The sequence below is a fragment of the Acidovorax sp. GW101-3H11 genome (genome assembly GCF_001633105.1).
Taxonomy (GTDB): domain Bacteria; phylum Pseudomonadota; class Gammaproteobacteria; order Burkholderiales; family Burkholderiaceae_C; genus Acidovorax.
Genome location: NZ_LUKZ01000031.1, coordinates 167,186 through 179,497, shown reverse-complemented (window position 1 = coordinate 179,497; position 12,312 = coordinate 167,186). Strand labels below are relative to the sequence as shown.

The 12,312-nt window shown below is 66.9% G+C and carries 12 protein-coding genes; 4 read left to right on the top strand and 8 right to left on the bottom strand.

All coding sequences use genetic code 11. The features are described 5' to 3' along the window. Window positions 1–129 precede the first annotated feature (129 nt). From A1D30_RS22410 to yjgA, 3 genes are all read right to left on the bottom strand, one after another. A complete protein-coding gene (locus tag A1D30_RS22410; RefSeq protein WP_063462932.1) occupies window positions 130–495 on the bottom strand; it encodes a PilZ domain-containing protein in 366 nt (121 codons plus the stop codon). A gap of 92 nt (window positions 496–587) precedes the next feature. Continuing rightward, the gene (gene mog / locus A1D30_RS22405) at window positions 588–1,190 is read right to left on the bottom strand and encodes a molybdopterin adenylyltransferase (protein WP_063462931.1); all 603 of its coding nucleotides are present in this window, start codon (window positions 1,188–1,190) and stop codon (window positions 588–590) included. After that, window positions 1,183–1,854 carry a ribosome biogenesis factor YjgA gene (gene yjgA / locus A1D30_RS22400; protein ID WP_063462930.1) on the bottom strand — a complete coding sequence of 224 codons (672 nt, stop codon included), beginning with the start codon at window positions 1,852–1,854 and terminating at the stop codon, window positions 1,183–1,185. The genes mog and yjgA overlap by 8 nt, the downstream gene beginning before the upstream one ends. A 65-nt stretch (window positions 1,855–1,919) precedes the next feature. On the opposite strand from yjgA, the gene pmbA reads away from it, so the two are divergent. Continuing rightward, on the top strand, window positions 1,920–3,362 hold the full coding sequence (pmbA, locus tag A1D30_RS22395; RefSeq protein WP_063462929.1) for a metalloprotease PmbA: 1,443 nt from the start codon (window positions 1,920–1,922) through the stop codon (window positions 3,360–3,362). 66 nt (window positions 3,363–3,428) lie between these two features. On the opposite strand, the gene A1D30_RS22390 is transcribed toward pmbA, so the two are convergent. Continuing rightward, window positions 3,429–4,319 (bottom strand): LysR family transcriptional regulator, encoded by an 891-nt coding sequence (locus A1D30_RS22390; protein WP_063462928.1) that lies wholly within the window; start codon window positions 4,317–4,319, stop codon window positions 3,429–3,431. Window positions 4,320–4,767: 448 nt separating this feature from the next. Here A1D30_RS22390 and A1D30_RS22385 point away from each other — a divergent pair, with 448 nt between their 5' ends. After that, window positions 4,768–5,151, top strand: coding sequence for a VOC family protein (locus A1D30_RS22385; protein WP_063462927.1), 384 nt, complete (start codon window positions 4,768–4,770; stop codon window positions 5,149–5,151). Window positions 5,152–5,240: 89 nt separating this feature from the next. Here A1D30_RS22385 and A1D30_RS22380 read toward each other — a convergent pair whose 3' ends face one another. Beyond that, complete coding sequence (locus tag A1D30_RS22380) at window positions 5,241–6,341, bottom strand: tartrate dehydrogenase (protein WP_063462926.1); 1,101 nt, start codon at window positions 6,339–6,341, stop codon at window positions 5,241–5,243. 112 nt (window positions 6,342–6,453) lie between these two features. Between A1D30_RS22380 and A1D30_RS22375 the strand changes: the two genes are divergently transcribed. Beyond that, complete coding sequence (locus A1D30_RS22375; RefSeq protein ID WP_199866032.1) at window positions 6,454–7,392, top strand: LysR substrate-binding domain-containing protein; 939 nt, start codon at window positions 6,454–6,456, stop codon at window positions 7,390–7,392. A gap of 87 nt (window positions 7,393–7,479) precedes the next feature. Here A1D30_RS22375 and A1D30_RS22370 read toward each other — a convergent pair whose 3' ends face one another. Together A1D30_RS22370 and rpsU are read right to left on the bottom strand one after the other, a co-directional pair. After that, window positions 7,480–7,926 carry a GatB/YqeY domain-containing protein gene (locus A1D30_RS22370; protein WP_055400197.1) on the bottom strand — a complete coding sequence of 149 codons (447 nt, stop codon included), beginning with the start codon at window positions 7,924–7,926 and terminating at the stop codon, window positions 7,480–7,482. Window positions 7,927–8,140: 214 nt separating this feature from the next. Beyond that, window positions 8,141–8,353 (bottom strand): 30S ribosomal protein S21, encoded by a 213-nt coding sequence (gene rpsU / locus A1D30_RS22365; protein WP_007833691.1) that lies wholly within the window; start codon window positions 8,351–8,353, stop codon window positions 8,141–8,143. A gap of 313 nt (window positions 8,354–8,666) precedes the next feature. On the opposite strand from rpsU, the gene A1D30_RS22360 reads away from it, so the two are divergent. Further along, complete coding sequence (locus A1D30_RS22360; protein ID WP_063462924.1) at window positions 8,667–11,957, top strand: EAL domain-containing protein; 3,291 nt, start codon at window positions 8,667–8,669, stop codon at window positions 11,955–11,957. Window positions 11,958–11,987: 30 nt separating this feature from the next. On the opposite strand, the gene A1D30_RS22355 is transcribed toward A1D30_RS22360, so the two are convergent. Next, window positions 11,988–12,302, bottom strand: a complete 315-nt coding sequence (locus tag A1D30_RS22355; protein WP_063462923.1) for a hypothetical protein — start codon at window positions 12,300–12,302, stop codon at window positions 11,988–11,990. Window positions 12,303–12,312 lie beyond the last annotated feature (10 nt).

Genomic DNA, 12,312 nt, shown 5'->3' with positions numbered 1-12,312 from the left:
GATGGCTGCCCAAAGGGATGGGTACTCCCCCCGGTGCTCCTGCACCAATCTCACCGCACGCTCACGCACCTCAGGCGAGAACTTGTTTGACTTCTTCATGGCTCAATCCTCTCAGAGAAAAGAGCCTCCTCAAAACCCGGGGCGATTCATGTATGCCTTGATCGCCGCAGCGGTGACCGGGTCGGTCACGGGCACGCTCATCCCCAGTTGAAACCCGCCGCCTGAGCTGCTCAGGATGCTGTAGCGCACCACGGCCCGCAATTCCACGGGTTTGCGGCCGGTGGGTGGCAGGGGCAGTGACACCTTCACCGTGCACTCAGTGCGCGCAGGCAGATTGACAGGGCACAACACGCTGAGGCCCCCCTCGCTGATGTCCATGGTGCGCACCGCCATGGGAGGGCGGCCCGTCAGGATCAACTCGGCCTGCACCCGCAGGATGCGCCGCTCGTGGTTGCGGCGTTCGTCATTCGATGGGATGGGCAGTGCGGAGGTCATGCAGGGTCAAGAGGTCTTCTGGGCGCCAGGCCCCCTTGCTGTGGGCTTTGGCGCGGATCGCTTTGCGGCTGTGTCAGGCGCGGCCGCAGCGGTTAAGCGGTGGGCACCCGGATCGCGTTTTTAGGGCGAAAGGCTTTGCAGACTTCGTCCCGCGTCTCCAGGTAGGGGCCACCGATCAGGTCAATGCAGTACGGCACCGCAGCAAAGATGCCGGGCACGATCTGCTTTCCATCAGCATCCTTCAGCCCCTCCAGCGTCTCGGCAATCGCCTTGGGCTGGCCGGGCAGGTTGATGATCAGGCTTTGCCCACGGACCACGGCCACCTGGCGCGAGAGGATGGCGGTGGGCACAAACTTCAGGCTGATCTGGCGCATCTGCTCGCCAAAACCCGGCATCTCCTTGTGCGCCACGGCCAGCGTGGCCTCGGGCGTCACGTCGCGCAGCGCGGGGCCGGTGCCGCCGGTGGTCAGCACCAAGCTGCAGCCAGCGTCCACCAGCTCGATCAGCGTGGCGCTAATGCCCGCCTGTTCGTCGGGGATCAGGCGCGGCTCGAAGGTGATGGGGTTGTGCAGCGCGCGCGTGAGCCAGTCCTGCAGCGCAGGCAGGCCCTTGTCTTCATAGACGCCGGTGCTCGCGCGGTCGCTGATGGAGACGATGCCGATCTTCACGGCGTCGTGGAGGACGGCTTCACTCATCGCCGTGGTCCTCGTCGGTGTCGCTGGCTTCTGCCGTGCCCGTGCCGCCCAGGTGCTCGCGCACCAGCTGGAACAGCTCGCGGTACGCGCGGCCCTTGCGCGGGGCCAGGCCTTGCGAAACCTGGACATTGGCCTCTTTGCCTGCGGGCTGCGCATCCTTGCGCGCCTGGCGGATCAGCGCGCGCAGCTGCTGGGTGTCGGTGGTGGGGTGCTCGGCCATCCAGGCGGCCAGCGTGTCGTCATCGGCGATCAGGCGGTCGCGCCATTGCTCGGCCAGGTGCAGCTGCAGCTTTTCGGTGGCCGAGCCCTTGTGCTGCTCTTCCAGGGCCTGGCGGGCGGCGTCCACCAGTTCGGGCTCCAGCTTGCGCATGAGCTTGCCCACGTACTGCATCTGGCGGCGCTTGCCTTCAAAGTTGGTGATGCGCTTGGCCTCGGCCAGCGCGTCCACCAGTTTGTCGGGCAGGCCCACGGCGTCGAACAGGTCGGCGCGCAGGTTCAAAAGCTCCTTGCCCAGGTCCTGCAGTTCGTCGCTCTCGCGTTTGAGATCGGTGCGGCTGGCATCGGGCGTGCCTTTGAGTTCGGCCTTGAGTTGAATGTCCAGTTCGCTGCCTTCGGCAACAAAATGGCCTCGCACAAAGTAGCCTTTTTTGGGTTTGCGTGACATGGGGTGGGGGCAAAGAGAGAGGTGGCAGCGAGTGCGCCAAAGTGGCAAGTATCATAGCCGCCGCTATGAACAAACCCTCCAACCGCGCCCCGCGCACCCCCGGCGCGCTGGCTGCTGCGCCCGCAGCTGCCACCTCCCGCACCCCTGACAGCGGCTTCAGCTACAGCCGCCCGTTTTTTGAAGAGCTGGTGGACCGCGCCCTGGCGCATGCCAAAAAGCTGGGCGCCACCGACGCAGGCGCCGAGGCGTCTGAAGGCTGCGGCCTGTCGGTCAGCGTGCGCAAGGGCGAGCTGGAGAACGTGGAGCGCAACCGCGACAAATCCCTGGGCGTGACGGTCTACATCGGCCACCGCCGGGGCAATGCCAGCACGTCGGACTTCTCTAACCAAGCCATCGAGCAGACCGTGCAGGCGGCCTACGACATCGCCCGCTTCACCGCCGAAGATCCCGTGGCGGGGCTGCCCGATGCCGAAGACATCGCACCCGCAGACACGCACCGCGATCTGCAGCTCTTCCACCCCTGGGCCGTCACCAGCGAAGAGGCCGCCGAGATGGCCAAGGCCTGCGAGGCCGCCGCGCTCAAGACCCACCGCCGCATCACCAACAGCGAGGGTGCGGGCGTGTCGGCCCAGCAAAGCCATTTTTTCAGCGCCCACACGCGCGGTTTTCGTGGCGGCTATGCCAGCTCACGCCACAGCTTTTCGGTGGCACCCATCGCCTCGCTGCCCGGTCGCAATGCCGAGATGCAGCGCGACGCCTGGTACAGCTCCATGCGCAACGCCGCCGATCTGGCCTCGCCCGAGGCCGTGGGCCGCTACGCCGCGCAGCGCGCCCTGAGCCGCCTGGGCAGCCGCAAGATCCCCACCACGCAATGCCCGGTGCTGTTCGAATCCACCCTGGCCGCAGGCCTGCTGGGCGGTTTTGTGCAGGCCGTGAGCGGCGGCTCGCTGTACCGCAAGAGCAGCTTCTTGCTCGACTCGCTGGGCAAGATGGTCTTCCCCAAGCACATCGACATTCTGGAAGACCCGTTCATCCTGGGCGGCAAGGGCAGCTCACCGTTTGACGAAGAGGGCGTGCGCGTGGCGCCGCGCAAGGTGGTCAAGGGCGGGCGGGTGGAGGGCTACTTCCTCAGCAGCTACTCGGCCCGCAAATTGGGCATGAAGACCACCGGCAACGCCGGGGGCTCGCACAACCTGGTGCTGACCTCGCGCCTCACCCAAGCCAGCGACAACCTGGACGCCATGCTGCAAAAGCTGGGCACCGGCCTGTTTGTGGTGGAGCTGATGGGCCAGGGCGTGAACTACGTGACCGGCGACTATTCGCGCGGCGCGAGTGGCTTCTGGGTGGAGAACGGCAAGATCGCCTACCCCGTGCACGAGATCACCATCGCGGGCAACCTGAAAGACATGCTCAAGGGCATCGAGGCCGTGGGTGCGGATGCCTACAACTACGGTGCCAAGACGGTGGGCTCCATTCTGGTCAACCGCATGAAGGTGGCGGGGAGCTGAACCCACTGTCTGCCTGTGCTGCGGTAGCGGCGCTGAAAAGCTTCGTTGTGATCGACGCCGTGCGGACTATGCGTCAGCAAAGCCGGCCAGCAGTTGCAGCACACCCTCCACCGCAGGCGAGGGCGGTGGCTGGTGGCGGTGCGCCACGGTCATGGGGCGCATCAGGGGCGGCTGCAGGGGCCGAATCTGCACCCCGGGTGTGCCCTGCAGGTCTTCCACCTCCTCCATCGGCAACAGCGCGGCGCACTGGCTGGCCACCGCCAGGCTTTTGAGCGCGCCGGGGTAGCTCAGCGCCAGAAAGGGGCGGGGGTGGTGGCCCGCCTGGCCAAACCAGTTCGCAATCAGCCCGTGCATTTGTGTAGCGGGCGCAAACGATGCCCAGCGGCGGGTGGCCAGCCAGTCGGGGCCGATGTGGTCGGGCGCGTCCCACGCGGCGGGCAGCAGGGCCACCATGGGGTCGTTGCGCCAGGGCGTTTGCTTTACCTCGGCCAGCGGCGGCTGGGGGCTGGCGACGATGGCAATGTCCAGCGTGCCGGCCTTGAGCCGCTGCATCGACTCGGCCGAACCCACCGCCTCCAGGCGGATTTCCACCCCGGGGCAGCGTGTCGCCAGCGCCTCCAGCATGCGCGGCAGCAGCCGGGTGCTGACCCCTGCCGACACGCCCACCCGGACCATGCCTTCGCGCCCGGATGCGTGGCGCTGCACGCGCTCCATCAGGTCATCGCAGGCAAGCAGCAGCTGGCGCCCCTCCTGCACCAGCACTTCGCCGGCGGGCGTCAGCTCGGCCTGCCGCCGACCCCGCACCACCAGGTCGGCCTGCAGGCGCGATTCCAGCTCCTTGATGTGCAGGCTGATGGTGGGCGGCGCCAGGTGCAGCGCCTGTGCAGCCGCTGCAAAGTTGCCCAGGTCGGCAATCGCAATCAGCGTCTGCAGGTGGTCCAGGTTGAAGTTACGCATCAGTTTTTATGAATTGAGGCTTCATTGAATTCAACTTTGCAGATGGTACGCCATACCCGAGCATCCGGGCCATGTTGCATCCCACCCGTCTGGACCCCGAAAGCACGACCCTCCCATCCCACGCCTACCAGCCGCCGGGGGCCGTGCCACCGGGCCCGTGGGGGCCGCTGGACCCGGCGGGTGCGGCGCCTGGGCGGGCAGTGGCTGCGGGCGCTGGGCGCGGCCCTGGCGCGGGCGGAAAAGCGCATCACCGAGAACTTCAGGGTGCCGCCCCATGGGGGGTGATGGGGGCGGGCCTCCTCACTGCCTGCATTGCAGATACTGCGTGCACTGTTCAGGCGGCGGGGATCGGCCTAGACTGCACCACCGGTCAGACGGCCCGGACCGGGGCCTGGTGCATACCAGGGGGCTGCAAGGCCCGGGGCCGGATTGAGCGAAAGGACTTGGTATGTTGTCCGATGCTTCCGTAACCACCATGCTGCCTGTGATGGACATGGACCGCGCCCGTGCTTTCTACGAGGGCTGCCTGGGCCTGAAACCCGGCGGGTTTCGGCCCGATGGCAAGTTTGTCTATGCCGTGGGCGGCAGCACGCTGGCGCTGTTCCCCAAGCCGGAAGGCACCAAGGCCGACCACACGGCCATCAGTTTTCAGGTGGCCGACATCGCCGCCACCATCGAGGCGCTGAAACGCGTGAAGGTGGTCTTCGAGGACTACGACTTCCCGGGCCTCAAGACCGTGAACCACGTGTGTGTGCTGGGCGCCGAGAAGGCCGCGTGGTTCAAGGACACCGAGGGCAACTACCTCTGTCTGCACGAGGACATTGCCACCTAGCCTGTTGTTTCAAGCAAAAAGGCCGTCATCGCGCGATGGGCATGCCTTTTAAGCTATGGAAATAGGAGCATTTGGGCAAGGGCCGTGGCTCAGCGCCCCGCCACCCGCGCCGCAATCGCTTCGCCCACCTGCGTGGTGCTGGCCGCGCCGCCCAGGTCGGGCGTGCGCGGGCCGCTCTTGATCACTTCTTCGATGGCGTTGACGATGGCATCGTGCGCCGCGCGTCCTGCCCCTTGGCCCTGCGTGAGGAAGTCCAGCATCAGCGCGCCGGACCAGATCATCGCAATCGGGTTGGCGATGTTCTTGCCATAGATGTCGGGCGCCGAGCCGTGCACGGGCTCGAACAGGCTGGGGAAGGTGCGCTCGGGGTTGAGGTTGGCCGAGGGCGCGAGGCCGATGGTGCCGGTGGTGGCCGGACCCAGGTCGCTCAGGATGTCGCCAAACAGGTTGGTGGCGGCCACCACGTCAAAGCGGCCGGGCTGCAGCACGAAGCGCGCGGTCAGGATGTCGATGTGCTGCTTGTCCAGCGTGACCTCGGGGTAGCCCTGGGCCACGTCGTCGGCACGCTGGTCCCACCAGGGCATGCTGATGGCGATGCCGTTGCTTTTGGTGGCCAGGGTGACGTGTTTTTTGGCGCGGCTCTGGGCCAGGTCGAACGCGAATTTGAGCAGGCGGTTGGCACCGTGGCGGGAGTAGACGGATTCCTGGATGCAGATTTCGCGGTCGGTGCCTTCGTACATGAGGCCGCCGAGCGACGTGTATTCGCCCTCGGTGTTCTCGCGCACCACGTAATAGTCGATGTCGCCGGGTTGGCGGCCCGCCAGGGGGCAGGGCACGCCTTCAAACAAACGCACGGGGCGCAGGTTGATGTACTGGTCGAACTCGCGGCGGAACTTGAGCAGCGAGCCCCACAGCGACACGTGGTCGGGCACGGCGCTCGGCCAGCCCACGGCGCCGAAGAAGATGGCGTCCATGCCCGACAGCTGCGCCTTCCAGTCGTCGGGCATCATTTTTCCGTGGGCGGCGTAGTAGTCACAGCTGGCCCAGTCGATGGTCGTGGTTTCGAGCGCAATGCCAAAGCGCGCTGCGGCGGCTTGCACCACGCGCAGGCCTTCAGGCAAAACCTCTTTGCCGATGCCGTCTCCGGCGATGAGGGCGATGCGGTAGGGGGTGGGGGAGGGCTGGGGCATGGTAGAGGTCCTGAATGGAAGGGGCCCACGGGGTGCGGGGCCGATGGCAGGATTGTTTCAAGCGCCGACAGAAACTACAATCCGCCAACTGTGGCCTCATCCTTCACAAATCGTGCATAAAAATCCTGCTGCCGAAGACCTGCGTGTGTTCACCGCCGTGGTGCGCAAGGCCAGCTTTGGCGGCGCGGCCACCGAGCTGGGCACCTCACCCGCCTACGTGAGCAAGCGCATCCGCCTGCTGGAGCAGGACCTGCAAGTCAAGCTGCTGCACCGCACCACCCGCCGCGTGGCGGTGACGGAGGAGGGTGAGCGGGTGTTCCACTGGGCGCAGCGCATCCTGGACGACATGGAGCAGCTGATGCAGGAGGTAGCGGTGACGCGCAGCGAGCCACGCGGCCTGCTGCGGGTGAGCAGCAGCTTTGGTTTTGGCCGCCAGATCGTGGCGCCCGCGCTGTCGCGGTTGGTGGAGCAGCACCCGGGGCTGCAGGTGCGGCTCGAAGTGTTCGACCGGCTGGTGGATGTGGCGGGCGAAGGGTTTGACCTGGACGTGCGCGTGGGCGACGAGATTGCGCCGCACCTCATCGCGCGCCGCCTGGCGGACAACCACCGCGTGCTGTGCGCAGCGCCGGCCTATCTGCAGCTCAAGGGCACGCCACGCACCGTGGCCGACCTGGCCGCGCACGACTGCCTGGTGATCAAGGAGCGCGACCACCCGTTTGGCGTGTGGCGCCTGCGCAGCGGCGCGCAGGAAGAATCGGTGAAGGTGCGCGGCCCGCTGTCGGCCAACAACGGCGAGATGGCCGTGCAGTGGGCGGTGGACGGGCGCGGCGTGGTGCTGCGCTCGCTTTGGGATGTGGGTGCACTGTTGCAGGCCGGGCACCTGGTGCAGGTGCTGCCGCAGTGGCAGCAAGAGGCCAATGTGTGGGCCGTGTACCCCACGCGGCTGGAGCGCTCGGCCAAGGTGCGGGTGTGCGTGGAGTTTCTGCAGGCGCATTTCCGTGCTGGGTGGATGGCGCGGGGTGCGGACGCGGGCGCAAACGCCCCGATTTGAAGCAAAAATAGCCGCTACCGCCCGTCTGGCAAGCGGTAGCAGCTATCAAAAAGATACTGACTGGGGGGTTGTGGTGGTGAGGGGCGATCAGCCCGCCAGCGCCGCCTTCACCGCAGCCGACACCTGGCCCATGTCGGCCTTGCCCGCCAGGCGGGTCTTGACCACGCCCATCACCTTGCCCATGTCGCCAGGGCCCGAGGCCCCGATTTCGGCCACGATGGCCTTGACGGCGGCCAGCGTTTCTTCGGCCGACATGCGCTCGGGCAGGTAGGCCTGCAGCACGGCCATCTCGGCCTTTTCCTTGTCGGCCAGGTCCTGGCGGCCTGCGCCTTCAAACGCGGTGATCGAGTCCTTGCGCTGCTTGATGAGCTTGTCCACGATGGCGACCACGGCCGCGTCGTCCAGCACGATGCGCTCGTCCACTTCCTTTTGCTTCATCGCGGCCTGCAGCAGGCGGATGGTGCCCAGGCGCTCGCTGTCCTTGGCACGCATGGCGGTTTTCATGTCTTCGGTGATCTGGTCCTTGAGGCTCATGAGGCTTCCTTGGTTGGTTTTTAGACAAGAACAGGGGTTTGCAAAAAGGCTTTCTGGCTAGGCGTCAACGCCGCAGACAGTAGTGCTGCTACGGCAAGGTGCTACAACGACGCCAGAGGGGCTTTTTGCAAACCCGAAAAAACAAAAACCCGCGCTTGGCGTCCCTAGCGCGGGTTTGTCGGCTGTCCGGTGAGGGACGAAGCCAAAGCGGTACTTAGTACAGCTTCTTGGGCAGTTGCATGCTGCGAACGCGCTTGTAGTGACGCTTCACGGCAGCAGCCTTCTTGCGCTTGCGCTCGGCGGTGGGCTTTTCGTAGAACTCACGGGCGCGCAGGTCGGTCAGCAGGCCGAGCTTTTCAATGGTGCGCTTGAAGCGGCGCAGTGCAACGTCAAAGGGTTCGTTTTCTTTTACGCGGATCGTAGTCATTAGCTAATGTTTTCCAAATGTGCCTGCAGAGGGGCTTGGGGAGATCGGGCCTCAAGTCCGTACAAAGCGGTTTCCCCGTCTGTAACTAGTATTTGGCCGACGGGGCATTGCCAGCAAAGCCGGAGATTATAGCCCTTATTCGCGCCGGTAGCGCAAGGGCCGCCTGTCTGTCCCCCAACGGGGTGCCTGGTTGGCGTCTTACGGGCTGGCTGCACTGCAATGGCGCGGAAGTTGCTTCATGTTGTAACACTCCTATTCACTCTCCGGTGGGTAGCCCAGGCCACCCGCCTGGGCGGGCCCTTGCCGCAACACCATGGCATTCATGCGCCGCGTATCGGGTTGGCTGGGCCGCCTCAGTGTGGGCCGCAAGCTCATGCTCATCTATCTGCTGGACCTGACGGCGGTGATCTACGTCTCCAGCATCCTGATCCATGAGAAGTACCTGGCCATCGACTTCACGCGCAAGGAGATCGTGGGCACCACCTATGCGGCGGTGGTGCGCGACGGTTTGCTGGGGCAGTTTCTGGATGCGTCCCAGCAGCCGCCGCTGGTGGCCGAGGTGCTGGCCCGGCTGGCCGTGGTGCGCGAGGCCCACGACGAGCAGTTGCACACGGGCGATGCTGGCCAGCGCTTCAGCACCGCGCTGGAGCAATTGCCCGGCACGGCATCGCCCGCCCCGGGGGCATCGGCCGGGGGCAATGCCCCGTCGCTCACCCTGCAGCGCAGCCAGCTGCTGCGCGAGGGGCGCGAGCTGCTCACCACCGTGGGCAACCAGTCCAACCTGATCCTGGACCCGGACCTGGACAGCTACTACGTGATGTCGCTGGTGGTGCTGCGCTTCCCCGAGCTGCTGCAGGCGGTGCACGACACGGTGAGTTTTCTGAGCGCGGCGCCCTCGGCGCGGGGGCCGCAGTGGAACTCGGAGCTGCTCACGCTGGCGGGCCGGCTGGACGCGGTGGCGCAGGGCATTGAGTCGGACTACAACCAGGCCTTCATTGCGGGGTCGCCCGAGATGCGCGCGGCCTTGGGCCCGCAGCGCGAGGCGCTCAAGGCGTCGCTGGCAAGCCTGCAGGCCCTGCTGCAGGGCATTGCCGCTGGCGAATCGCGCCTGACGCTGGCCCAGGTGGGCGCACAGCAGGCCCAGGTGCTGGGCGCGCTGCGCGATGCCTGGTCGGTGGGCATCGTGGACCTGGAGCGCCTGTTGAACCAGCGGGTGGACAGCCTGTTTGCGCGCATGTGGCTGCACCTGGGCACGGCGCTGGTGCTGCTGGGCTGCATCCTCTCGCTCGTCACCCTGGTCGCGCGCCAAATTGCCAAACCGCTGCAGCAACTGGCCCGTGTGGCCGACGAGGTGCGCAAGAGCGGTGACCACACCCTGCGCGCAGAGTGGAACAGCCGCGACGAAATCGGCCGTCTGGTCACCGCGTTCAACGAGATGCTGTCGCAGCTCGACCGCGACCGCGTGCTGCAGCAGGAGCTGGCCGCCAGCGCCCGCGCGGCCGAGGCGCAGCGCGAGCTGGTGGAGGCCTTCCCCATCCCCATGGTGGTCACGTCCATCCCCGAGCACGAGGTGCTGCACTCCAACGCGCCCGCCGCCCACTGGCTGGGCGGCCGCAAAACCGACCCCTGGGCCGTGGGGCTGGAGCCCGGCGTGCGCGCGCGCTTCTTCCAGCGCCTGGCGGACCAGGGCTCGGTCGATGAATTTGAAGTGCGCTGGAAGGGCAGCCCCGAGCCCTCGTGGGCCGTGCTGTCGGCGCGGCGCCTGCAGTTCCAGGGGCGCGACTCGGTGCTCACGGCGTTCACGCCCATCAACGTGCTCAAGGTGATGGAGCAGCGCCTGGAGCTGTGGGCCAAGGTGTTCGAGGCCTCGTCCGAGGGCATCATCATCATGAACGCCGAGCAGCAGATCATCAGTGTGAACAAGGCGTTTTGCCGCAGCACGCACTACGACTTCTACGAACTCATCGGCGAGGGCCTGGGCTCGCTGCTGGAAGAGACCGGTGGCGAGCCGCTGTCAGCGCAGATCCGCCGCACCATGGCCGACAAGGAATCCTGGCAGGGCGAGGTGCGGTTTCGCCGCCGCTCGGGCGAGACCTACCCGGCCTGGCTCATGGTGTCGGCCGTGCGCGAGGGCAAGGGCGGCGCGGTGGCCAACCACATCGGCATTGCCATCGACATCACCGACCGCAAGCACAACGAGGAACGCATCCAGTTCCTGGCGCACCACGACGTGCTCACCGAGCTGCCCAACCGTTCGCTGTGTGTGCAGCGCCTGCAGATGGCGCTGGCCCAGGCGCCCATCACCGGCGAGAAGGTGGCCGTGCTGTTCATTGACCTGGACCGCTTCAAGTCCATCAACGACACGCTGGGCCACCACATTGGCGACGGCCTGCTGCGCTCGGTGGCCGCGCGCCTCACCCAGGCCGTGCGCAGCCGCGACACGGTGAGCCGCCTGGGCGGCGACGAGTTTGTGGTGGTGATGCGCGACGTGGCCGGGCGTGAGGACGTGCAGCAGCTGGTGGAGCGGCGCCTGATCCCGCTCATACGCCAGAGCCACCCGGTGGAAGGGCACGAGCTGAACGTGTCCTGCAGCGTGGGCATCGCCGTCTACCCCGAGGACGGTAGCGACATCGACGAACTCATGCGCCGCGCCGACGCCGCCATGTACGAGGCCAAGACCACCGGCCGCGACATGGCGCTGTTCTATTCGATGGAAACCGACCTGCGCGCCGTGGCACGCCAGACCATGGAGCAGCAGCTGCGCCGCGCGCTGGAGCGCGACGAGCTGAGCCTGCACTACCAGCCGCGCCTGTCGGCCAAGGGCGCGCGCCTGCTGGGGGTGGAGGCGCTGCTGCGCTGGAACAGCCCGGTGCTCGGCGCCATCCCGCCCAGCGAGTTCATCCCCATTGCCGAAGAGAGCGGCATGATCCGCGCGATTGGCGGCTGGGTGCTGCAGCAGGCCTGCGAGCAGTGGGCACGCTGGCAGACGCAGCCCCAGGACCGGGGCGCGCACCCGCTGGCGGATGTGTCGATCTCCGTCAACCTCTCGGCCGCCCAGCTGTCCGACCCGGCGCTGGTGCCCGACATCGAGGCGCTGCTGGCCCGCACCGGCATGCCCGCCCACCGGCTGGAGCTGGAGATCACCGAGTCCCAGCTCATGGACAACGCCCATGCCGCCGCGCAGCAGCTGGCGGCCCTCAAGGCGCTGGGTGTGCAGCTGTCCATCGACGACTTCGGCACCGGCTATTCGAGCCTGGCCTACCTCAAGCGTTTTGACATCGACCGCCTCAAGGTGGACAAATCCTTTGTGCGCGACATGCTGACCAACCCCGCCGACATGGCCATCACCCGCGCCATCATCGCGCTGGGCCACACGCTGGGCCTCAAGATCGTGGCCGAAGGCGTGGAAGACCTAGCCACGGCCCAGGTGCTGGGCGCGCTCGACTGCGAGGAGCTGCAGGGCTACTACTTCAGCCGCCCCTTGCCGCTGGACCACCTGGAGGCCTGGGCGCTGCAGCACCGCTTGCTGCAGGGCACATTCCACGGCACGTCGTTGCGTGGGCTGGATGCCTCCAGCACACAACCCGCACCGCTGATGGGGTGACGCCGCGCCGCGCTGTGGGGCGTGCCGGGGTCAGCCCATGCGCAGGTGGAGCAAAACCGCCAGGCCGGTCAAGACCACCCCCGGCGCCAGATTGCCCAGCCACACGGAGGTGCGCGATGTGGAGCGGCCCGAGATGCGCGAGTCGGCCCGCAGGTAGGCATCGCCTTCGTCGGTAAGCAGCCAGCGCAGCATGACCGCGCCCCCGGCCAACGATCCGACACCCAGCGCTGCGAGGATGGCGACAAAGATGTTGCCGCCGATGCTGGCTGCAGGCACCAGGGCCACGAGGGCCCCCACCGCTGTGGCGGCGGCCTGCAGTTTTTCTGTGCGCTCCATGGCGTCCATGCCGGTCTCC